The following is a 20753-nucleotide window of genomic DNA, read 5'->3' as shown; positions in this document are numbered from 1 at the left end:
CGTATTACCCCTGTTCGTAGCTGATGGTGTGACAGATCGCCGCCATGGAACCGTCCGCGAGGCCGGCCATCACCTCCGGCAGGTCCTCGAACCGTGACCGGCCGGTGAGGAGGGTGTCGAAGGCCGGGTCGCGGAGCAGGTCGAGTGCCAGTGCCAGCCGGTCGGCGGGCGTCCGCCGGACCCGCCGTGACGTGGCGACCATCCCGACCTGGCTGGCCCGGACGGCGAGGCGGGAAGAGTGGAACGATCCACCCAGGCGGAGCTGCACGGGCGAGTCCCCGTACCAGCTGAGGTCGATCACCTTGCCTTCCATACCCAGCAGGTCCAGGGAAAGCTGCAGCCCTGCCGACGACGCGCTTGTGTGCACCACGAGGTCGTGATCCGGCACCCAACCCGCTGCGTCGTCGGGCCGGGCGAAGTCGACCCCGAGCCGCCGTGCGACCTCCGCGCGGGATTCGTCGATGTCGACGAGGGTCACGCGCACCCCGGGATAGCGCGCAAGCAGCCTGGCGACGGAGCAGCCCACCATGCCGGCGCCGACAACGGCTACGCGGTCCCCCACGAGGGGTGCGGCGTCCCAGAGCGCGTTCACCGCCGTCTCGACCGTGCCCGCGAGGACCGCGCGTGCCGCGGGCACGTCGTCAGGGACGACGACGACCGACTCCGACCCGACGACGTATGCCGTCTGGTGTGGGTAGAGGCTGAACACCGTGCGCCCCGTGAGGTGGCTCGGGCCCTGCTCGACGATGCCCACGTTGAGGTACCCGTACTTCACCGGAGCGGGAAACTCGCCCTCCTGGTGCGGAGCTCGCATCGCGGCATACTGGCTCGGCGGTACCCGACCGAGGAAGACGAGCGACTCGGTGCCTCGGCTGATCCCCGTGAACAGAGTGCGAACGAGCACCTCACCCGGCGCCGGGTCGGGCAGGTCGGCCAGGCGGATCTCACCCCGGCCCGGCTCAGTGAGCCAGAACGCACGCGCACCCCTCGTCACGGGCCTAGCGTAGAGCCCGGGTGAACTCCGGCACCGGGCTCGTCGTCCTTGGTGCAAATCCCGAAGTGGCGGAGGCAGGATGCGTGCGGTAGTCCCCGGCGGGGCGGTGATCGGCTTCATCGGCGCCGCAGGCCTCCTCGGCACGCTCCACGCAACAGTGGGTCTCGGCACGGCGGGTTGGGCCGTAGGGCTCGCCTCCAGCGTCGCGCTGTGTCTCCTGCTGGCAGCCGGCCTCATGCGACGGGCCCAGCCTCGGCTGGGCCCGGCAGACCGCATCACGCTGACCCGCGCGGTGCTGGCGTGCGCCGTGGCTGCCCTCACCGCCGACTCGTTCGAAGGGCCGCCTCGTGTCGCGACTCTGGTCGGGCTCGCCGCGCTGGCACTCGTCCTCGATGTGGTGGACGGCCGAGTTGCCCGGCGCACCGGGACTGCGAGCCCACTCGGCGCGCGTTTCGACATGGAGTCGGACGCCTTCCTCATCCTCGTGCTGAGCGTTTTCGTGTCCCAGCAGCTCGGCTGGTGGGTGCTGATGGCCGGCGCGGCCAGGTACGCCCTGCTCGTCGCAGCGTGGCTGGCTCCGTGGCTGTCCCGGCCGATCCCCCCGAAGCACTGGCGCAAGGCCGTGGCAGGCGTCCAGGGTGTCGTCCTCACGGTCGCTGCTGCCGGGGTACTGGCTCCGAACGTCACAGCTCTGGTGCTCCTGACCGGACTCGGCCTCCTCGCTGCCTCGTTCGGCACCCAGGTCGCCACCCTGTGGCGCACGCGGTCGCACTACGCAGTCGACGATGTCCAGGTCGGGGCGCCGGACATCGTCCCGGGCGCCGCCCCGGACTTCGCCCTGGGCGCCGCCCCGCACGTCGCACCGCACGTCGCACCCGGCGCCGCGCTGGCGGCCGCCCAGGTGAAGGCCTCATGACGGACGTGACGTCAGCGGAAACCCCCGAGCCTGGCACCGCCGAGCCGGCCGCCCCAGCAGCCGGGCCGGCGCGCGCCAGGACCGTCGTGAGCTGGGTCGCGACGGTCCTCGCGGGCCTGCTCGTCTGGTTCGCGCTCGTCGCGCCTGAGGGTGGCAGGCCGCTGACTCCGTTGGCCTTCCTTCGTGTTCCCGTCGAGGCGATCGTGCTGATCGGACTCGCAGTCGTCCTGCCGCGCGCACCACGACGCTGGCTCGAAGTGGTCGCGGGTGTCGTCCTCGGGCTGCTCGTCCTGGTGCGGATCCTCGACCTGGCTTTCCTGGCCGCGCTCTACCGTCGCTTCAACCCCGTGACCGACTGGCGGTACGCCGGCTCCGCGAAAGACCTCCTCGGCGACTCGGCCGGCCCCGGCGTCGCGGTGCTCGCGACCGCGGGGATCGGCCTGCTTGTCCTCGCACTGCTCGTCCTCACGCCGCTGGCGATGGTGCGCCTCGGGACCGTCGTCGACCGCCATCGCGCCGGTGCTGTTCGCGTGGCGGCGGCCCTCACGGCCGTCTGGGTCGCGGCTGCGGTCCTGAGCCTCCACCTGGTTCCGAACTCGCCGGTGGCGTCCTCGAGCGCGGCGGCACTGGTCGCCGACGAGGTCGGCACGGTGCGGGCCAACCTGCATGACCGCGAGGTCTTTGCCCGGGCGATTCCGGTCGACCGCTTCCACGACGCCGCGGGCCCGGACCTGTTGACGGCCCTGCACGGCAAGGATGTCGTGTTCGTGTTCGTCGAGAGCTACGGCAAGGTGGCGGTCGACAGGTCGCCGGACGTGGCTGCTGCGCTCGACGCCGGGAACAGCGCGCTGAGAGGCGCGGGATACGCGTCGGCGAGCGCCTGGCTGACCTCGCCGACGTTCGGCGGCATCAGCTGGCTCGCGCACTCCACGTTCCAGTCCGGTCTGTGGGTCAGCAGCCAGCAGCGCTACGACCAGCTCCTCGACGCGCAGCGGTTCACCCTGAGCAGGGCCTTCGCCCGCGCCGGCTGGCGGACCGTCGACGTCATCCCTGCCAACCGCAGCGACTGGCCGGAGGGCAAGGCCTTCTACGGCTACGACCAGGTCTACGACTCGCGCACCCTCGGATATGCCGGGGAGGGCTGGGGCTACGCCCCGATGCCCGACCAGTTCACCCTCTCGGCGTTCGACCGCCTCGAGCTGGCCCGTCGGGACCGGCCGCCCGTCATGGCCGAGATCGACCTCGTGTCGAGCCACATCCCCTGGGCACCGCTGCCCCGGATGGTCGCCTGGAACGCCATCGGCGACGGCTCGATCTTCTGGCAGCAGGCCGGCAAGGCCACACCACGTGAGGTGGTCTGGCAGACCCCCGCCGGCGTGCGGACGGCATACGGGCAGAGCATCGCCTACTCGCTCGACAGCGTCGTGTCGTTCCTCGAGGGGACGCGTGACCGCAACCTCGTTGCCGTCGTCCTCGGCGACCATCAGCCCGTGAGCATCGTCTCGGGTGACGGAGCGAGCCACGACGTGCCGGTCTCGATCATCTCCCGCGACCCCTCCGTGCTCGACCGGATCTCCTCCTGGGGCTGGGCGGCGGGCGTGCGGCCCGGGCCGGACGCTCCGGTCTGGCCGATGGACCGGTTCCGTGACCGGTTCCTGACAACCTTCGGCCGCACCCCGCCCACCACCGTGGCGACGCCCGCCTCGAGCACACAACCGACCCCGGTCACTGAACCGTCGAGCCCCGCGGCTCGTCTTCCTCGGCAGGTGGTCCAACGCCGTGACGTCACACGTCGCCGCGGTGCGACCCGGACGATGGGAACATCATGAGAAGCCTCCGATATCTCGGTGCAGCAGCACTGCTCGTGTCCGCAGCGGTGCACCTGTACCTGTGGTTCAACGGTGTGCGCAACCAGTCGGTGGGGCCGATGTTCCTCATCAACGTCGTGGCGGGCGTCGTGATCGCGGTCCTGCTCGTGCGGTGGACGCACTGGATTCCGGCGTTCCTCACCCTCGGGTTCGGCGTGGCGACCCTGGGCGCATTCATCATCGCGGCGACCGTCGGGCTGCTCGGTGTGCACACGACGTGGCAGGGGTGGGACGTGTTCACCGCCGCGGCGGCGGAGGTCGTCTGCATCGTCGTCGGTGGTGTCCTGCTCGTCGGCGAGCTCGGCGGCGCCAGGGCGCCGGCGCAGGGGGCGCAGACGCGCGGGCGCCACGCGGGCTGACCCGCCCGGCCGGGGCCAGCCGCGGTCCGAGGACCCCAGGTCCGCGCGAGGCGCCACGTAGGCTGTCCGAGTGCGGTCGCTGAGTGTCAACCGGGTCCTCCCGGAGCCTGTCGACCTCGGGACGTTCGACGACCTCGTCGACCTCGTCTCGGGGGGCGGGGTCCTCGTCCTGTCCGGCGCGGGGCTCTCCACCGAGTCAGGGATCCCCGACTACCGCGGACCCGACGGCACGCGACGCGTCCAGCCGATGACTTTCGGGGAGTTCAAAGGGTCGAGCGAGGCCCGTCGTCGGTACTGGGCGCGCAGCTACATCGGATGGCAGCGCTTCAAGGCGGCGGAGCCCAACGACGGGCATCGGGTCGTGGCCGACCTCCAGCGGGCCGGCTACGTCGGTCCCGTCATCACCCAGAACGTCGACGGCCTGCACCAGGCTGCGGGTGCCCGGGACGTCGTCGAGCTGCACGGGTCGCTCGAGCGTGCGGTCTGTCTCATCTGCGGCGAGATCACGACCCGGCTGGGTCTCCATGAGCGGATGACCGAGGCCAACCCCGGCTTCATGGCACGCTTCGCCGAGGCCGCGGCTCGCGTCGGGTCCCAGTGGGGCGAGCAGGTGCGCCCCGACGGCGACATCGTGCTGGCCGACGAGCTGGTCGACTCCTTCCACACACCCCGATGCCTGGTCTGCGGCAACGACACCGTCAAGCCGGACGTCGTCTTCTTCGGGGAGTCCGTGCCAAAGGCGTTGGTGGACAGGTGTTTCCGACTCGTCGACGACGCGGGTGCCGTGTTGGTGCTCGGCTCTTCGTTGTCGGTCATGAGCGGCTACCGCTTCGTCCGGCATGCCCATCACCGCGGCATACCCGTGGCGATCGTCACGCGGTCGGCCACCCGTGGGGACGCCCAGGCCACCACGAGGGTCCACGCGCCGCTCGGACCGACGCTGCGCCGCCTCTGGAGTGCTCTTGAGCACTGACCCGCGGTGGTATGCCGCCCTGCCGGAGTCGGGCCCCGGCCCGTCCGAGCGATGGACGTCCGCCGACTTCGCGACCGAGCTGCACGCGTGGGTGGGCGGCGCGCTCGGATCTCTCGGGCACGAGCTCGTCGCTCTCGAGCCGGTGCACCAGCGACCCTGGTCGACGGTGTGGCGCGCCCGGGCCGGCGACGGCGGACTGTTCTGGGCCAAGCAGAACTGCGCACACCAGAGCTTCGAGGCGCACCTGCTCATCGTGCTCGACCGCCTGGCAGGGGATCGGGTGGTTCCGGTGGCCGCGGCGGACATCCACCGCGGTCTGCACCTCGTGCCCGACCAAGGGCCGGTCTATGCCGAAACGGTGCCGGCGGACGACATCGACGCATGGTGCACGGTCGCCGTCGAGGCGATGCACCTGCAGCGCGAGCTCTTGGGACGCGAGGCTGAGCTCGCCGCTGCCGGGCTCACGAGGATCCGCACAGCGGAGGTCGCCGAGTACGTGACCGCCCGGGCGTCGTCGCTCGCGGGCCTGCCGGCCGATGACCCTCGACGGATGCCTGCGGACGAAGCCGCCAAGGTGTGCGCACTCGATCCGGTGATCCGTGGCTGGGCGGCCCAGGTCGAGGCGCTCGACCTCCCGGACACGTTGGTGCACAACGACCTTCACGGGCACAACGTCTTTGCTACGGACGGGCAGATGCGCTTCTTCGACTTCGGAGACGCCGTGCTCGCGAACCCGCTCTGGTCACTGCTCATCCCCCTGCGGGTGATGTCGAGCCGGCTGGAGGCCGGGGTGGACGACCCACGGTTGCGTCGGGTGGCGGACGCCGCAACGGAGGTGTGGGGAGACCTTCGGCCCGTCGGTGAGCTCCGGGCCGCCCTGCCGGCGGCCCTGCAGCTGGCACGACTGGGCCGGGTGGAGGCGTGGCTTCGGGTCGTGGCGACGATGACGCCGTCCGAGCTGGCCGACTTCGGTGACTCGCCCAGCTGGTGGCTGGCGTCGCTGCAGGAGGAACCACCGCTCCGCTGAGCGGTGCCGGCTCAGACGCGGCGCAGGACGGCGGTGACCTTGCCGAGGATCGTCGCGTCGTCGCCGTCGATCGGCTCGAAAGCCTGGTTGTGGGGGAGCAGCCAGACGTGGCCGTCCTTGCGCTTGAACGTCTTGACCGTGGCTTCGTTGTCGAGCAGGGCCGCGACGATGTCGCCGTTGTCGGCTGTCTGCTGTCGTGACACCACCACCCAGTCGCCGTCGCAGATGGCGGCGTCGATCATCGAGTCCCCGACGACCTTGAGCAGGAAGAGCTCGCCCTCGCCGACGATCTGCTTCGGCAGCGGGAAGACGTCGTCGACGAGCTCCTCCGCAGTGATCGGCACTCCGGCGGCGATCCGACCCAGGACCGGGACGTATGCCGCCTGGGGACGCGAGTCGCCGCTGTCGGTCTCCAGGTCGTGCTGCTGCACGCCGAGGTCGATGTCGCCACGGCGCCGCGACGGGCGGGCGTCGGGCGAGACGACCTCGATCGCGCGCGGACGGTTGGGGTCGCGACGGAGGTAGCCCTTCGTCACGAGGGCGTTGAGCTGGTGCGAGACGCTGGACGGGCTGGCCAGGCCGACGGCGTCACCGATCTCACGCATGCTCGGCGGGTATCCACGCCGGTCCACAGAGTTGCGGATGACCTCGAGCACACGCCGCTGGCGCACGGTCAGGCCGTCGCCCTTGTCGCGGTCGGGAAACTCGGTCACGCCCATGATGTCCCCTTCGTCGTGCTCGTCAGACCCCGATGTCTGGCTTGCGGTGAGCGCCGCTCGGGCGCTCGTGAGGGCCAGTGTCAGTGGTGACTGGTGTGGTTGGTGGTGTGAGAACAGCGTACGAGGTTCGAACACAGTTGCCAAACACCTGTTCGATGCGTGTCTCGACTTCGTCGAACAGACGTGCTACAACTCGTACAGACGTTCTATCGAACACCTGTTCGTTCGGCCATCAGCAAGGGGAGGTCATCATGAGCGCCATCGTCGTCGAGGCAGCGCACCGGCAGCAGGCTCAGGGGGCCCCGTGCGACCCGCTCCCGGCCCCTCGCGGGCGTGGCCATCTCGTGCTCGTGCCCACCGGTCCGGATGCGCTCGGTCCGGCGTCGACGCCACGCCCACGTCTTCGTCTGACCCGGCGCGGGCGGCTCGTCGTCGCGCTCCTCGTCGCCGCCGTCGTTGCCGTGCTCGGCGTGGCAGCCGCCGTCCAGCGCGCCGGCGCCGTCAGCGAGCCGCGTGTCATCACCGTCCAGCCGGGCCAGACCCTGTGGGGCATCGCCTCGCGGGAGCTGCCGGACCTGCCGGTCACCAGCGGCATCGTCGAGCTCCAGCTCGCCAACAGCCTGTCGACCTCGCAGATCCACATCGGTCAGCGGCTCGTCATCCCGACGCCCTGACACCGCGCCGCCGGGCCCTCGTCTGGTGACGGGCCCGGCTCCATGGCAGCCGCGTTGGCTCCACCTTCAGCGGCTGGCGGTAGCGGCGCTTCGACCCCGCCGCTCTCGCCCGGACGCCGCACCCCAAGATCGGGGTGCGGCGTTCTGCCACGCCTGGGCGGTGTCGAGGGGCGCGCCGCCCCGCCTGTCACACGACGGGCCGGGCTGGTGCACGGGCCGTTGATCGGTGACGCGCGGGACGGAGCGCTCACTCGGCCGGAACTCAGCCCGACGGCATACCTCGCCGGCTGTGGTGCCTCGCCCTGTGGACGGCCTCCTGTGCCGTGCGCATCCCTGTGGATGACGCGATGCGACCGATCCCCTTGCCTCCATAGCCTGTTCGCTCCGACGAAGGGAGTGCAGGTATGCGGTATGCGGTGGACACGGACGCGCTGCACGACAGCGCCGACGCCGTGGACCTGGCGCTGTCGCGACTCGAACGGCTGGGCATCGTGCCAGTGATGGGCTCGGTCGCGACGGGTCTGCCCGGAGGCCGCGTGGCCGGTGCTGTGGCACGGCTCGCCTCGGTGTGGGAGTCGCGGGTGTCCGACACGAGGTGGATGCTGCGAAGCCTGGGAGGCGAGCTCGTCGCGGCCGCCGAGTCGTACGACGCGGTCGAGCGGGCTGTGGGGCGCGCCGTGGCCGACCGCGTTGTGGCCGACCCAGGAGCTGTGGACGACCAAGGAGCTGTGGTCGACCGGGGACGGGTTGCTGGCCCATGACGATCAGTGTGGGTGCCATCAGGTCCAGCCGGCCCGAGCAGCTCTCGGCCACGAGCCGCCGGCTGGAGGAGCAGCGCGAGCAGGTGCGCCAGATCATCCAGACGGTCCTGCTCGGCGGCCGACAAGAACGCCGTTGGTCCGGCCTTGCCTCGACCGCGGCCACCAACCGGTCAGCCCTGGTCGTCGGCAGGCTGGCCGGGCTCGCAGCCAGCATCGGGGCAAGCGGTCAGGCACTGAGCCATGCCGCGCTGCGGCTCGCGGCGGCGGCCGAGCTGGTCCACCAGGCCGACCGCCGAGCGGCGGCTGCGGGCGCCTGGGTGGACCACGACGGGCAGATCTTCCTGCCCGTGCGTGGCACGTCGGGCGATCCCGTGCTCGACGCCCACGTGGCGCGTGAGGACGAGCTGATGCGCGCGGAGGTCATGGCCGCCCTCGCCGAGGCGGTGCGCGTCGCGGCGCTGACCGACCTGGAGCTGGCGCTGGGCCTGCTGGCAGCAGCGCTGGAGAGCCCGGCGAGCACGCCGCGGACGCGACAGACACCACGGACGCAGGGCGGCCCCAACGGGGCGTCCGTGATGTCGGGCACCGGCGTGCTCTCGGTGGTGCCACCCCCGCCGCCGGGGCGCGACGCCAGGAGCGTCTACGCATCCTCGGCGTGGTGGCGGTCGCTGACGGACGAGGAGTCTGGTCGCGTCATCGCCGACCATCCCCAGTGGGTGGGTCCGCGAGACGGGATCCCAGCATCGGATCGACACGCCGCCAACCTGGTCCTGCTCGCCCGGGCGGAGCGAGATGCGCAGGATGGGGCGCGCCGAGCAGAGGGCGCCCCCCTGTGGGACGGGAGCGAGCGGACGCGCGCCCACGACCGGCTCGAGGATCTTCGGGCCATCAGAGAGGTGCTCAGCCGGCGCGACGGCGTGCAGCGCCGGCTGCTCCTCGTCGATGCGACCGACACCAACGTCAAGGTCGTGGTCGCGTTGGGTGACCCGGACCGGGCCCGCCACGTCGTCACCTACGTCGGTGGCCTTTCCACGACGGCCCGAGGGGATCTTCGCCGGTACGACGACGACCTCGAACGGCTGCGTGCGCAGGCGCTGACGGTCGCACGCGGGGATGACGTCGCCGCCGTGACCTGGATGGGGTACAACGCGCCCCAGGTCAGCGAGATCGTCACCTCGATCGACCGGAACGTCCTGAACGCCAAGCTTGCTCGCGACAATGCCGACGCGCTGGCCGACTTCGTAACCGGACTCGACGCGGCCCGGGACCGACCCGCCCACCAGGTCGTCTGGGCGCACTCGTACGATGCGGTGCTCGCCGGCTTCGCCGTGCTGCGCACGAGCGCCATCGACGACGTGGCGATCTTCGGTGCCCCTGGGCTGCCCTTCTCCAGCGTGGCAGAGACGGGCCTCAAGCCGGGCGCTCTCAACGTCCTGCACGCGATCGGCGACGATGTCGCCGACTACGGCTGGATCGTCCACGGCACCAAGGCCGCCGACGTGCTCGGGGCGACTCGACTCTCGACGTTCGCCCTCAAGAAGCCCGGCTCGGGGTGCAACCACTGGCTGCGGCCACGGTCCGACTTCGTCGACCTGCGGCGGACCGCGGTGGGCCATTCGGACTACATGCGCGACGGCACCGACAGCGCCCGCAACCTCGTGGCCGTCCTTGCAGGTCGGCCCGACCTGCTCTCCCCGGAGAGCAGCGACGAGCGGGCGTGCACCACGATCGGGCCCGGCTCGGGGCCGTTCGACCCGATGCGGTGGCCGGTGCTGGTCCCCGAACGCTGAGAGACCCCCCTTTGGGGCCATTGCCCTCCCGTTCGCGGGCTGCGAGGTCTACCGTCTGGGGCAGCGCCTCAACGTGGCGGACAGGAGGAGAGACGGATGAGTCTCAAGGAATCGCTCTGCGCGGTCGAGCTCTTCTGTGAGCTGCCCGACGACCTGGTCGACGAGATGATCGCGCGCGGCTCGACCGTCGAGGTTGGTCCCGGGGTCGAGATGGTCACCCAGGGAGACAACAGCACGGGGATGTACCTCATCATCGGCGGCAGCGCCGAGGTCAGCGTCGACGGCCATCAGGTGGGGCAGCTCGCGCGGGGGGACTACTTCGGCGAGATGTCGCTCATCGACGGCGCGACGCGGTCGGCCACGGTCACGAGCGGTCCCGAGGGTGCCACCGCCTTCCGGCTCTCGGCCGTCGCCTTCTCCGACCTGATCGAGGAGCATCCGCACACGGCCCTGCTTCTGCTCAAGGGCCTCGCGGGCCGGGTCCGCGCGCTCGAGGCGAACCTGCTCTGAGCCGTCGAGAAGCGCCCGGGCCGGCTGACGAGCCCGGGCGGTCCGCCATGCCCACGGAGGTCCGGCCCGGAACGCAGATGGGGGAGTCGGGCCGCAGTCTGACCCCCACATCTTGGGTTCGCGTCTCGCGACACGCCGAGACGAATGGGACTGGTGTGGCGTTTGTGCAGGTCAGCGGGGTGGCACGCCGTGGCCGCCGCAGGTGCTTGCGAGGGGACGACGACGTGCCTACAGTTACCCCTACATCTAGTAGTTACACGGATGTAAGACATCCACATGTAGTCCCCAGAACAACGGGGGTTACACACAGGTCATCCCCACGTCGTCCCCAGCGTCATCCCCAGGAGGCCGGTCCCCGGTCTTGGCCGGTCCACGAACCCGGCCGAGACCGGGCTCGCTCCACAGGGCCGGCGGACGGCATACGGGCGGCTTGGGCGATGTTGCACAACGGCACTGTGGGACAACCGGTAGGGAAGGGGGTGACGGCACGTGCACTGTCCGTTCTGCCGCCACACCGACTCACGGGTCATCGACTCGCGCACCACTGACGACGGCGCCTGCATCCGCCGCCGCCGGCAGTGCCCCGAGTGCAACCGCCGCTTCACGACCCTCGAGACCTCGAGCCTCAACGTGATCAAGCGGTCCGGTGCCTCGGAGCCGTTCAGCCGGGCCAAGGTGCTCTCGGGCGTGCGCAAGGCCTGCCAGGGCCGCCCCGTCACCGAGGACGACCTGGCCCTGCTCGCCCAGCGGGTCGAGGAGACCATCCGGTCGCAAGGAAACGCCGAGATCGAGGCGCACGAGGTCGGCATGGCCGTCCTCGAGCCGCTCCGCGAGCTCGACGAGGTCGCTTTCCTGAGGTTCGCCAGCGTCTACCAGGCGTGGGAGAGCCTCGAGGACTTCGAGGGAGCCATCGCGCTCCTTCGAGCCGAACGTGACGCGCTCGGGCAGGAGCCAGGTGCTCGGCCCGAGATCGGCGCGAAGCGGTAACCACCCCTCCACGAAGTCGCCGTCGCAAGGAACCTGGGCGAGCCCGGGCTGGCCGTGCGGCTGCGGGGACTGTCAGACCCCGGCGAGAGACTGGCAGAGAGCACAGAGACGAAGACGAACAGGTACGCGGCTCCGCGACGGGGCCACCACGGTCAGGGAGGCCGTACGACATGACGGAGATCGGTAACCGCACCTCGCGCTCGAGGGCTGGCGCCAAAGGCGTCAAGATCGAGCGCATCTACACCACGCCAGGCGTGCACCCGTACGACGAGGTGACGTGGGAGAAGCGCGACGTCGTCCAGACCAACTGGAAGACGGGCGAGACGATCTTCGAGCAGCACGGGGTCGAGTTCCCCGACTTCTGGTCGATCAACGCCAGCACGATCGTCACGACGAAGTACTTCCGCGGCGCGGTCGGCACCGACGCCCGTGAGTCGTCGTTGCGCCAGCTCGTCGACCGCGTCGTGCTGACCTACGTGGCGGCAGGCAAGCAGCACGGCTACTTCGCGACCCCGGCCGATGCGGAGGTCTTCGAGCACGAGCTGACCTGGGCCCTGGTGCACCAGGTGTTCTCGTTCAACTCGCCGGTGTGGTTCAACGTCGGCACCAAGTCACCGCAGCAGGTCTCGGCCTGCTTCATCCTCTCGGTCGACGACTCGATGGACTCCATCCTCAACTGGTACAAGGAGGAGGGGAAGATCTTCCAGGGCGGTTCCGGCGCGGGCCTCAACCTCTCGCGCATCCGGTCCTCCAAGGAGCTGCTCTCCTCCGGTGGAACGGCCTCCGGTCCGGTGTCCTTCATGCGGGGCGCCGACGCGTCTGCCGGCACGATCAAGTCCGGCGGAGCCACCCGCCGCGCCGCCAAGATGGTCGTCCTCGACGTCGATCACCCCGACATCGAGGAGTTCGTCGAGACCAAGGCGCGTGAGGAGGACAAGATCCGCGCGCTGCGCGACGCCGGCTTCGACATGGACCTCGGCGGCAAGGACATCGTGTCCGTGCAGTACCAGAACGCCAACAACTCGGTCCGGGTCACCGACGAGTTCATGCGTGCCGTCGAGGACGGCGCCGAGTTCGGCCTGCGCTCCCGACTCACCGGTGAGGTCATCGAGAAGGTCGAGGCCCGCACGCTCTTCGAGAAGATCGCCAAGGCCGCGTGGGAGTGTGCCGACCCGGGCCTGCAGTACGACGACACCATCAATGCCTGGCACACCAACCCCGAGACCGGTCGCATCACCGCGTCCAACCCCTGCTCGGAGTACATGTCGCTGGACAACAGCTCGTGCAACCTCGCCTCGCTCAACCTGCTGAAGTTCCTGCGCGATGACGACACGTTCGACGCTGTGACGTTCCAGAAGGTCGTCGAGCTCGTCATCACGGCGATGGACATCTCGATCTGCTTCGCGGACTTCCCGACCGAGCCGATCGGGGAGACCACCCGCAACTACCGCCAGCTCGGCATCGGCTACGCCAACCTCGGCGCGCTGCTCATGGCCACCGGTCACGGCTACGACTCGGAGGGCGGCCGGTCGCTCGCCGCGGCCATCACCTCGCTGCTCACCGGCGCGGCCTACAAGCGCTCAGCGGAGCTGGCTGCGGTCGTCGGGCCGTATGCCGGGTACGCGCGCAACGCCGACGCCCACAAGCGGGTCATGCGCAAGCACCAGGCGGCCAACGACAGCATCAAGACCCTGGACGCGATGGACCTGTCGGTCCACAAGCTCGCGACGAAGGCGTGGGACGACGTCGTCAAGCTCGGTGAGAAGAACGGGTACCGCAACGCGCAGGCTTCCGTGCTGGCACCCACCGGGACCATCGGCTTCATGATGGACTGCGACACCACGGGTATCGAGCCGGACTTCTCTCTGGTGAAGTTCAAGAAGCTCGTGGGCGGCGGCTCGATGCAGATCGTCAACCTCACGATCCCGCGGGCGCTGAAGAAGCTCGGGTACCAGCAGGAGCAGATCGAGGCGATCGTCGAGTACATCGCCGACAAGGGACACGTCATCGACGCCCCCGGGCTCAAGCCCGACCACTACGAGGTCTTCGACACCGCCATGGGCGCGCGCGCGATCTCCCCGATGGGCCACGTGCGGATGATGGCTGCGACGCAGCCGTTCCTCTCCGGCGCCATCAGCAAGACCGTCAACCTCCCCGAGTCGGCGACGGTCGAGGAGATCGAGGACGTCTACCTGCAGGGCTGGAAGCTCGGCCTCAAGGCGCTCGCGGTCTACCGCGACAACTGCAAGGTCGGCCAGCCGCTGTCCGATGCGGGGTCCACGGCCAAGGAGGCCAAGGCCTCGGGCGAGCCCGCCGCCGAGGTGAAGGTCGAGAAGGTCATCGAGTACCGTCCCGTCCGTCGGCGGCTGCCCAAGCGGCGCACCTCGCAGACGACGTCGTTCGCCGTCGGCGGTGCCGAGGGGTACCTCACGGCCGGCACGTACGACGACGGGCAGCTCGGCGAGATCTTCCTGAAGTTCGGCAAGCAGGGCTCGACCCTTGCCGGCGTGATGGACGCCTTCTCGATCGCAGTCTCCGTCGGTCTGCAGTACGGCGTGCCGCTCGAGACGTTCGTCGAGAAGTTCACGAACCTGCGGTTCGAGCCGGCCGGCATGACCGACGACCCGGACGTGCGGATGGCGCAGTCGCTCATGGACTACGTCTTCCGGCGGCTCGCTCTGGACTACCTCGACTTCGACACCCGATCGTTCATGGGCATCCACACCGCCGCCGAGCGGGCGCGCCAGGTCGAGACCGGCTCGTACGAGGCGATCGAGGCCGACGACTCCGACGACGACGAAGAGCTGGCGGAGGAGCTTGCCTCCCTGCAGCAGTCGACGCCGGTGGCGAAGAAGCCTGAGGCGAAGGCGGACCCGAAGCCCGAGGCCCGGTCGGAGCAGGCCGGACAGGTCGAGATCAAGTTCGGCGCGGGTGCCGCGTCGGCTCGCGAGGTGTCCGGCGAGGTCCACTCGTCGGCGGAACTCTTGGAGAAGTTCTCCGGCCAGTCAGCCGATGCACCGATCTGCCTGACCTGCGGGACGAAGATGCGCCCGGCCGGGTCGTGCTACGTCTGCGAGGGCTGCGGCAGCACGAGCGGCTGCAGCTGAAAGTCGTTGGGCGAAAGGTCATCACGGTCGGCGGGCTGACCTAGCGACGACTGGGGCGGCACCTGAGAAAGGTGCCGCCCCAGCGTGTGTTCCGGGAATGCGCACGGCGTCGCCCTGGTTGCGCCATGCATACCCTGTGGGGGTATGTTGGATGCGACTCAGGAGAGGACGCCATGTCACCGACCATCGAGCCCGGACACACTGAGACCTTCGCCGGCAACAACCAGCACGATCCCAGCAACGACGTCGAGCAGCACCACTACAGCGGCCACGAGGCGCATGGCGGTCACGAGCACCACGGCGGCCACCAGGCCCACGGCGCTCACGAGGCCCGTGGCGGTCACGAGGCCCATGGCGGTCACGAGGCCCACGCTCGACCTGGCGCCCATGGCGACCATGTCGACCATGGCGACCATGGCGACCATGTCGGTCAGTTCCGTCGGCTCTTCTGGCTGATGCTGGTGCTGGCGGTGCCGACGGTGGCCATGTCCGGCACGTTCGCGATGCTTCTCGGCTATGACCTGCCGCACGGTGGCTGGGTCGAGTGGGTGTCGCCGGTCCTGGGCACGGTCATGTACCTCTGGGGCGGCCGGCCGTTCCTCGCTGGAGCCGTGTCGGAGATCCGGTCCCGTCAACCGGGGATGATGCTGCTCATCGCGCTCGCGATCACCGTCGCGTTCGTCGCGTCGTGGGGCGCCAGCCTGGGTCTCCTGCACCATCAGCTCGACTTCTGGTGGGAGCTGGCCCTGCTCATCGTCATCATGCTGCTCGGTCACTGGATCGAGATGCGGTCGCTCGCCCAGACGACGTCCGCACTCGACTCCCTCGCCGCCCTCCTGCCCGACGAGGCGGAACGGATCGAGGCCGGCGCGGTGGTCACGGTCGCGCAGTCCGAGCTGCGCCGTGGGGATGTCGTCCTCGTCCGTCCGGGTGGCAGTGTCCCCGCGGACGGGCGTGTCGTCGACGGGCGTGCAGCGATGGACGAGTCGATGATCACGGGGGAGTCCCGCACCGTCACCCGGACCATCGGCGACTCGGTGACTGCGGGCACGGTGGCGACTGACTCGGGACTACGGGTCGAGGTGACCGCCACCGGTGACGACACCGCCCTCGCCGGCATCCAGCGCCTGGTCGCCGAGGCTCAGGCCTCGACCTCTCGGGCACAGCGGATCGCCGACGTCGCCGCGGGCTGGCTGTTCTGGTTCGCGCTCGGCTCGGGCCTGCTGACGGCGATCGTCTGGACCGTCATCGGACAGCCCGACGAGGCCGTCGTGCGGACCATCACCGTCCTGGTCATCGCGTGCCCCCACGCCCTGGGCCTCGCTATCCCGCTCGTGGTGTCGATCGCCACCGAGCGTGCCGCGCGCGGAGGGGTTCTCGTCAAGGACCGGCTCGCCCTGGAGCAGATGCGTGTGGTCGACGCCGTGCTCTTCGACAAGACCGGCACCCTGACCAAGGGCGAGCCGACCGTCGCTCACATCGCCACCGCCGACGGCGTCGCGACGGACCTCCTGCTCGCCGTAGCGGCAGCTGCGGAGGCCGACAGCGAGCACCCGCTCGCCCGGGCCGTCGTTCGCGCCGCGGCGAGCCGCGAGCTCACCGTGCCGACGGCATACGACTTCAGCTCGTCGCCCGCGGTTGGCGTCACGGCGACGGTCGACGGTGCCGAGGTGCACGTCGGAGGCCCTCGCCTGCTCGAGCACCTCGGCCTCGACGAGGTTCCCGAGGCCGAGCAGTGGCAGCGCGAGGGCGCGACCATCCTGCACGTCGTGCGTGACGGCCGCGTCCTCGGCGGCCTGGCCCTCGCCGACGAGGTCCGTCCCGAGTCGCGTGAGGCGGTCGCGGCCCTGCGGCGACTGGGCATCCAGGTCGTGATGATCACTGGCGACGCGGAAGCCGTGGCCGCCTCCGTGGCCGGCGAGCTGGGGATCGAACGGTACTTCGCGGGAGTTCGACCGGAGGACAAGGCCGCCCGGGTCCGCCAGCTGCAGCAGGAGGGGCTCACGGTCGCCATGGTCGGTGACGGCGTCAACGATGCGCCGGCCTTGGCGCAGGCGGATGTCGGACTGGCCATCGGGGCCGGCACGGATGTGGCCATTGCCTCGGCGGGGGTCATCCTCGTCAGCGACGACCCGCGCTCGGTGCTGTCGGTCATCCAGCTGTCGCGTGCGAGCTATCGCAAGATGAAGCAGAACCTGTGGTGGGCAGCGGGATACAACCTCATCTCGGTGCCGCTTGCTGCAGGTGTGCTCGCCCCGGTCGGGTTCGTCATGCCGATGTCGGTCGGCGCGATCCTCATGTCCCTGTCAACCGTTGTCGTCGCGCTCAACGCACAGCTGCTCCGCCGCCTCGACCTCGACCCCGCCACGAGCGCCCGAGCGGTCCTCGGTGGATGACCAGTCGCGCAACGCCCGCTCCAGCCCGGCGGGTCACTCGTCCGGCTGGGCGGTCACCCTCTCGGCTCGCCGTCGTCGCAGCTGCCAGATGACCAGTGCGACGACGGCCAGCCCGAGCACGATGATGGCAGCGTCCTTGCCGAGGGCCTGCTCGACAGCGGTGTAGGACGCACCGGCGATATACCCGGCGAGGACGACGGCGGTGCCCCAGATCACGCCGCCCGCGACGTTGAACGTCAGGAAGGTCCGGTACCTCATGTCGGACGTGCCCGCGAGAGCGGGCATGACCGCCCTGAAGAACGCGATCCAGCGGCCGAGCAGCACGGCCCAGCCACCCCTGCGGGTGAGGAACGCTCGAGCATCGTCGATGCGGCTCCCATGTCGTGCCAGCACGCGCAGACCCAGGATCCTCGGTCCCAGACGTCGGCCGACCTCGAAGCCGACCGAGTCTCCGACGACGGCCGCGACGATCACGACCGCCAGGACGGCGGGCAGCGGGACGTGGCCGCGGTTCGCGGCAACGCCGCCCAGGATGGCCACGGTCTCCCCGGGCAGGACGAAACCGACGAAGAGCGCGTCCTCGGCGAAGACGATCGCCCCGACGACAGCCAGCACCCACGGTGCGGGAGCGTTGAGGATCTTGTCCAGAAGGTCGCCGAGCATGGTGTTCAGACGCTGGGTCGGGGGTGTTCGGGGCGAGGTGCGCACCACGCGTCGATCTGCGGGACGCGCCGCAGCCTTGCGGTGAGCAGGGTGAGGGGCACGCGCAGTGCGTACCAGCCGAGGCCGGCCACGAGAGCACCGAAGAGGAGGCCGGCCACGACGTCCTGCGGATAGTGAGCGCCGACATACACGCGTGCGGCGGCCATGAGGACTGCTGCCACGGCTGCGATCACGCCGAGGCGTCGCGCCGCGATGAGCAGACCGACCGCGCACGCACCGGCCATGACGGAGTGGTCGGAGGGGAACGACCAGTCGGTGCTACGGGCGACGAGCACGAGGGCGTCGGGGTGGACCATGAAGGGGCGCCGCTCGGCCACGAGGGAGACGATGGGCTGGTTCAGCGCCACGGCGAGGAGGGTCGCGACGCCGGCCCAGGCCGCCGCGGCGAGCCGGGCGTGGGGGGCATGCCTGGCCCGCCACAGGGCGAGCAGGATCAGAGCCCCGAAGAGGACCACGCCGTACGTGGCGTAGGCGGTCACGACGCCCTGGAGCCACGGCGTCGCGCGGGCGAAGTCGTTGATCGAGGCGAAGAGGTTCTCGTTCAGGTCCATGGGGCTGGTCACCATTGTCCTTCGTCGTGGCGCAGCGGCGCCGGGCTGGAGGCTGCCTCGCGGATGGTGGTCGCTGAGTCGAAGGTCGAGGCGTCGGCGGAGACCGGTCTGGCCCCGGAGCTCTGCGTCGACCGGGTCGCCCGTGATGTGGGTACGCGGCCGCGGTGGCGTAGCCACTCGATGGCCACGGGGACCACGGACAGCACGACGAGTCCGACCACGACCAGGTCGATGCGGCTCTGAAGTCCGGGAAACACGCGGCCGAGATAGTAGCCGAGCAGCGTGAGAGCCGTGACCCAGATCGCCGCCCCGACGGCCGACCACGTCAGGAAGTGGCGCCGGCTCATCCGGCTGGCTCCGGCGACGACGGTGATGAAGGTGCGCACGATGGGCACGAAGCGGCCGAGCACCAGGGCCTTGCTGCCGTGGCGTTCGAAGAACGCATGTGACCGGTTCAGGTGCTCGGCGTTCACGAAGCGGCCCTCGCGGCGGTAGAGCGCAGGACCGGCGGCGCGGCCGATCTCGTACCCCGCTGCGTTGCCCGCGATCGCTGCCACGAACAGCACCGGCAGCACCACGCCGAGCGGCAGGTGCAGCTGTCCGTTCGCGACGAACAGGCCGATCGCGAACAGCAGCGAGTCCCCGGGCAGGAACGGGAACAGCAAGCCGCACTCGATGAAGACGAACGCGACGCTCACCCACAGGAAGGCGGTGCCGAACCGGGTGAGGAGCGTCGCCGGGTCGAGCCAGCTCGCAGCAGTGGCATGCATCGGGCGGGTCTCCTTCAGTGTGGGTGCGACCTGAGCCATGAGGTCGGGCTGGTCGCGGAGCACGGGATTGGGTCCAGCCCGCCCTTCACGTGCATGATGGTCGTGACGAGCTCTGACTACTATCATCTTTGTAGTAGTTATGACCACGGAAGGCAAGTTCATGGCAGTCGGTGACCGTGCGTCGCGTGCTCGCGGCGCACTGGAGCGAGACGTTCTCGCGGCCGTGGCCGCCTCGGCGACGCCGGTCTCGACGGGCGACGTGCACGGCGAGCTAGGCCCCGACCTCGCCTACACGACGGTGATGACGACCCTGGTGCGGCTGCACGACAAGGGCGTCCTGCGCCGCCACAAACGCGGCCGTGCCTTCGTCTACGAGCTGGCGACCCCGGTCGAGGACGTCGACGCCTCCATGGCCGCCCATCGCATGCACCGTCTTCTCGAGGGCGAGTCTGACCGCGCCGGGGTGCTGGCCCGCTTCGTCGCAGACCTGTCCACCGAGGACGGGGCACTGCTGGCCAGCCTGCTGACCGGTGGCGCCAACGACGCCGACGCAACCTCCTCAGGTCCCGGCATCCGCCCAACTCCGCCCCCGCCCGGCGATCGCCGGCAGGTCTGAGGGAGGGCGCGCGGTGACCACGTCGCTGCTCTGGCTGACCCCGCTGGTGGCCGGGGTCCTGCTGGCTCAGGTGTCGAAGCGTGTGGCGGGCCTGCTGCCACCCGCCGCCGCGGTGCCCATCCTGACGACCGCGGCGCTGCTCACCGCCATCGCCACCGGTTTCGCCCTCGCGGTCGCGGCCTTCGTCGCGGCCGCTGCCATCCCAGCCGTGTCACGAGCGGCCATGTGGTCGCCCGACGTGGGCGTGGGCGCGCCACCCCTGTGGCTCGGCGTCGCGGCGGCCGTCCTGGTCGGGTGGCTCGCGGTCGCCGCGCTGCGGCGCTTCGTGGTCGCCGGTCGGTCCATGGCCGACGCCGGACTGGCGTGCCACCGTCTGCCGGGTGCTGACCGCCTGGTCGTGCTGGACGACGAGCGGCCCGACGCCTTCGCCGTCCAGGGCCTGCCCGGCCTGCCGGGCCGAGCCGTGGTGTCGACGGGGATGCTGCGCGCTCTCACCCCTGCGCAGCGGCGCGTGCTGCTCGCCCATGAGGACGCCCACGTGAGGGGCCATCACCAGCTGTACATCCAGGCCACCGAGCTGGCGGCAGCCGCCAACCCGCTGCTTCGCCCAGCCGTGTCGACCGTGAGGGACACCGTCGAGCGGTGGGCCGACGAGTCCGCAGCTCGCGAGGTGGGCGACCGCACGCTGGTCGCGCAGGCGCTGGCGCACGCCGCCGCTGCCAAGTCCACGGTGCCGCTGCGGCCGGACAGTCGATGGACCGCGGTGCTCGAGATGAGCGGCGGACCCGTCGTCGCCCGGGCGCGGGCGATGCTGGCGCCGCCGCCGCGCGCGAGATGGCTGCTCGCGGCCGCACTGGCATGCCTGGCCCTGTCGCCTGCCCTGAGTGCGCTCGGGATCGGGCTCGCCGCGGAGGACCACTTCGAGCAGGCCCATGCCGAGTGCGTCGCTCTCGCGGTGTCGCCCTGCGGACCCCGGCCGTAGCCGGCGCGCTCCAACCGCGGCACTATTGCC

At 70.4% G+C, this 20753-nt stretch carries 19 protein-coding genes; 14 read left to right on the top strand and 5 right to left on the bottom strand.

All coding sequences use genetic code 11. The annotated features are described in order from the left end of the window. Positions 1 to 4: 4 nt before the first annotated feature. Complete coding sequence (locus ACWEOW_RS09055) at positions 5 to 994, bottom strand: zinc-dependent alcohol dehydrogenase (protein ID WP_452268856.1); 990 nt, start codon at positions 992 to 994, stop codon at positions 5 to 7. A gap of 79 nt (positions 995 to 1073) precedes the next feature. Here ACWEOW_RS09055 and ACWEOW_RS09050 point away from each other — a divergent pair, with 79 nt between their 5' ends. The 5 genes from ACWEOW_RS09050 to ACWEOW_RS09030 all read left to right on the top strand — a co-directional run bounded on the left by ACWEOW_RS09050 (position 1074) and on the right by ACWEOW_RS09030 (position 6137). Continuing rightward, a complete protein-coding gene (locus tag ACWEOW_RS09050; protein WP_452268855.1) occupies positions 1074 to 1910 on the top strand; it encodes a CDP-alcohol phosphatidyltransferase family protein in 837 nt (278 codons plus the stop codon). Next, positions 1907 to 3739: a CDP-alcohol phosphatidyltransferase gene (locus ACWEOW_RS09045; RefSeq protein ID WP_452268854.1), complete on the top strand. Its 1833-nt coding sequence runs from the start codon at positions 1907 to 1909 to the stop codon at positions 3737 to 3739. Before ACWEOW_RS09050 ends, ACWEOW_RS09045 begins: the two co-directional genes overlap by 4 nt. Then, a complete protein-coding gene (locus ACWEOW_RS09040) occupies positions 3736 to 4137 on the top strand; it encodes a hypothetical protein (RefSeq protein WP_452268853.1) in 402 nt (133 codons plus the stop codon). Before ACWEOW_RS09045 ends, ACWEOW_RS09040 begins: the two co-directional genes overlap by 4 nt. A 70-nt stretch (positions 4138 to 4207) precedes the next feature. Further along, complete coding sequence (locus ACWEOW_RS09035; RefSeq protein WP_452268852.1) at positions 4208 to 5110, top strand: Sir2 family NAD-dependent protein deacetylase; 903 nt, start codon at positions 4208 to 4210, stop codon at positions 5108 to 5110. Next, positions 5100 to 6137: a phosphotransferase gene (locus tag ACWEOW_RS09030; RefSeq protein ID WP_452268851.1), complete on the top strand. Its 1038-nt coding sequence runs from the start codon at positions 5100 to 5102 to the stop codon at positions 6135 to 6137. The genes ACWEOW_RS09035 and ACWEOW_RS09030 overlap by 11 nt, the downstream gene beginning before the upstream one ends. An 11-nt stretch (positions 6138 to 6148) precedes the next feature. On the opposite strand, the gene lexA is transcribed toward ACWEOW_RS09030, so the two are convergent. Beyond that, entirely contained in the window at positions 6149 to 6856 is a 708-nt protein-coding gene (lexA, locus tag ACWEOW_RS09025) for a transcriptional repressor LexA (RefSeq protein ID WP_452268850.1), read from the bottom strand. A gap of 251 nt (positions 6857 to 7107) precedes the next feature. Here lexA and ACWEOW_RS09020 point away from each other — a divergent pair, with 251 nt between their 5' ends. The 7 genes from ACWEOW_RS09020 to ACWEOW_RS08990 all read left to right on the top strand — a co-directional run bounded on the left by ACWEOW_RS09020 (position 7108) and on the right by ACWEOW_RS08990 (position 17081). Continuing rightward, on the top strand, positions 7108 to 7530 hold the full coding sequence (locus ACWEOW_RS09020; protein WP_452268849.1) for a LysM peptidoglycan-binding domain-containing protein: 423 nt from the start codon (positions 7108 to 7110) through the stop codon (positions 7528 to 7530). A 404-nt stretch (positions 7531 to 7934) separates the two neighbouring features. Then, positions 7935 to 8291: a hypothetical protein gene (locus tag ACWEOW_RS09015; protein ID WP_452268848.1), complete on the top strand. Its 357-nt coding sequence runs from the start codon at positions 7935 to 7937 to the stop codon at positions 8289 to 8291. Further along, positions 8288 to 10081, top strand: a complete 1794-nt coding sequence (locus ACWEOW_RS09010) for an alpha/beta hydrolase (protein ID WP_452268847.1) — start codon at positions 8288 to 8290, stop codon at positions 10079 to 10081. Before ACWEOW_RS09015 ends, ACWEOW_RS09010 begins: the two co-directional genes overlap by 4 nt. A gap of 96 nt (positions 10082 to 10177) precedes the next feature. Then, the gene (locus ACWEOW_RS09005; RefSeq protein ID WP_452268846.1) at positions 10178 to 10591 is read left to right on the top strand and encodes a cyclic nucleotide-binding domain-containing protein; all 414 of its coding nucleotides are present in this window, start codon (positions 10178 to 10180) and stop codon (positions 10589 to 10591) included. A 489-nt stretch (positions 10592 to 11080) separates the two neighbouring features. After that, complete coding sequence (nrdR, locus tag ACWEOW_RS09000) at positions 11081 to 11578, top strand: transcriptional regulator NrdR (protein ID WP_452268845.1); 498 nt, start codon at positions 11081 to 11083, stop codon at positions 11576 to 11578. 170 nt (positions 11579 to 11748) lie between these two features. Next, complete coding sequence (locus ACWEOW_RS08995) at positions 11749 to 14685, top strand: vitamin B12-dependent ribonucleotide reductase (protein WP_452268844.1); 2937 nt, start codon at positions 11749 to 11751, stop codon at positions 14683 to 14685. A 173-nt stretch (positions 14686 to 14858) separates the two neighbouring features. Continuing rightward, positions 14859 to 17081, top strand: a complete 2223-nt coding sequence (locus ACWEOW_RS08990) for a heavy metal translocating P-type ATPase (RefSeq protein ID WP_452268843.1) — start codon at positions 14859 to 14861, stop codon at positions 17079 to 17081. 33 nt (positions 17082 to 17114) lie between these two features. Here ACWEOW_RS08990 and ACWEOW_RS08985 read toward each other — a convergent pair whose 3' ends face one another. From ACWEOW_RS08985 to ACWEOW_RS08975, 3 genes are read right to left on the bottom strand one after another with little or no spacing between them, the layout of a single operon-like run. Further along, positions 17115 to 17744 (bottom strand): DedA family protein, encoded by a 630-nt coding sequence (locus tag ACWEOW_RS08985; RefSeq protein WP_452268842.1) that lies wholly within the window; start codon positions 17742 to 17744, stop codon positions 17115 to 17117. 5 nt (positions 17745 to 17749) lie between these two features. Continuing rightward, the gene (locus ACWEOW_RS08980) at positions 17750 to 18355 is read right to left on the bottom strand and encodes a phosphatase PAP2 family protein (RefSeq protein WP_452268841.1); all 606 of its coding nucleotides are present in this window, start codon (positions 18353 to 18355) and stop codon (positions 17750 to 17752) included. Between the two features lie 8 nt (positions 18356 to 18363). Further along, positions 18364 to 19125, bottom strand: coding sequence for a DedA family protein (locus tag ACWEOW_RS08975; protein WP_452268840.1), 762 nt, complete (start codon positions 19123 to 19125; stop codon positions 18364 to 18366). A 139-nt stretch (positions 19126 to 19264) separates the two neighbouring features. Between ACWEOW_RS08975 and ACWEOW_RS08970 the strand changes: the two genes are divergently transcribed. Together ACWEOW_RS08970 and ACWEOW_RS08965 are read left to right on the top strand one after the other, a co-directional pair. Continuing rightward, positions 19265 to 19741, top strand: coding sequence for a BlaI/MecI/CopY family transcriptional regulator (locus ACWEOW_RS08970; protein WP_452268839.1), 477 nt, complete (start codon positions 19265 to 19267; stop codon positions 19739 to 19741). A gap of 13 nt (positions 19742 to 19754) precedes the next feature. Further along, positions 19755 to 20723 carry a M56 family metallopeptidase gene (locus ACWEOW_RS08965; RefSeq protein ID WP_452268838.1) on the top strand — a complete coding sequence of 323 codons (969 nt, stop codon included), beginning with the start codon at positions 19755 to 19757 and terminating at the stop codon, positions 20721 to 20723. Positions 20724 to 20753: the final 30 nt, after the last annotated feature.

The sequence above is a fragment of the Monashia sp. NPDC004114 genome (genome assembly GCF_053603855.1).
The sequence above is the reverse complement of the archived record's forward strand: the minus strand, read 5'-3'. Positions and strand labels throughout refer to the sequence as shown.

Coding starts and splice junctions, on each gene's coding strand:
- ACWEOW_RS08975 (WP_452268840.1), bottom strand. CDS start 19,125: ATGCATGCCACTGCTGCGAGCTGGCTCGACCCGGCGACGCTCCTCACC.
- ACWEOW_RS09015 (WP_452268848.1), top strand. CDS start 7,935: ATGCGGTATGCGGTGGACACGGACGCGCTGCACGACAGCGCCGACGCC.
- ACWEOW_RS09045 (WP_452268854.1), top strand. CDS start 1,907: ATGACGGACGTGACGTCAGCGGAAACCCCCGAGCCTGGCACCGCCGAG.
- lexA (WP_452268850.1), bottom strand. CDS start 6,856: ATGGGCGTGACCGAGTTTCCCGACCGCGACAAGGGCGACGGCCTGACC.
- ACWEOW_RS09050 (WP_452268855.1), top strand. CDS start 1,074: ATGCGTGCGGTAGTCCCCGGCGGGGCGGTGATCGGCTTCATCGGCGCC.
- ACWEOW_RS08995 (WP_452268844.1), top strand. CDS start 11,749: ATGACGGAGATCGGTAACCGCACCTCGCGCTCGAGGGCTGGCGCCAAA.
- ACWEOW_RS09040 (WP_452268853.1), top strand. CDS start 3,736: ATGAGAAGCCTCCGATATCTCGGTGCAGCAGCACTGCTCGTGTCCGCA.
- ACWEOW_RS09020 (WP_452268849.1), top strand. CDS start 7,108: ATGAGCGCCATCGTCGTCGAGGCAGCGCACCGGCAGCAGGCTCAGGGG.
- ACWEOW_RS08985 (WP_452268842.1), bottom strand. CDS start 17,744: ATGCTCGGCGACCTTCTGGACAAGATCCTCAACGCTCCCGCACCGTGG.
- ACWEOW_RS08980 (WP_452268841.1), bottom strand. CDS start 18,355: ATGGACCTGAACGAGAACCTCTTCGCCTCGATCAACGACTTCGCCCGC.
- ACWEOW_RS08990 (WP_452268843.1), top strand. CDS start 14,859: ATGTCACCGACCATCGAGCCCGGACACACTGAGACCTTCGCCGGCAAC.
- ACWEOW_RS09005 (WP_452268846.1), top strand. CDS start 10,178: ATGAGTCTCAAGGAATCGCTCTGCGCGGTCGAGCTCTTCTGTGAGCTG.
- ACWEOW_RS09010 (WP_452268847.1), top strand. CDS start 8,288: ATGACGATCAGTGTGGGTGCCATCAGGTCCAGCCGGCCCGAGCAGCTC.
- ACWEOW_RS08970 (WP_452268839.1), top strand. CDS start 19,265: ATGACCACGGAAGGCAAGTTCATGGCAGTCGGTGACCGTGCGTCGCGT.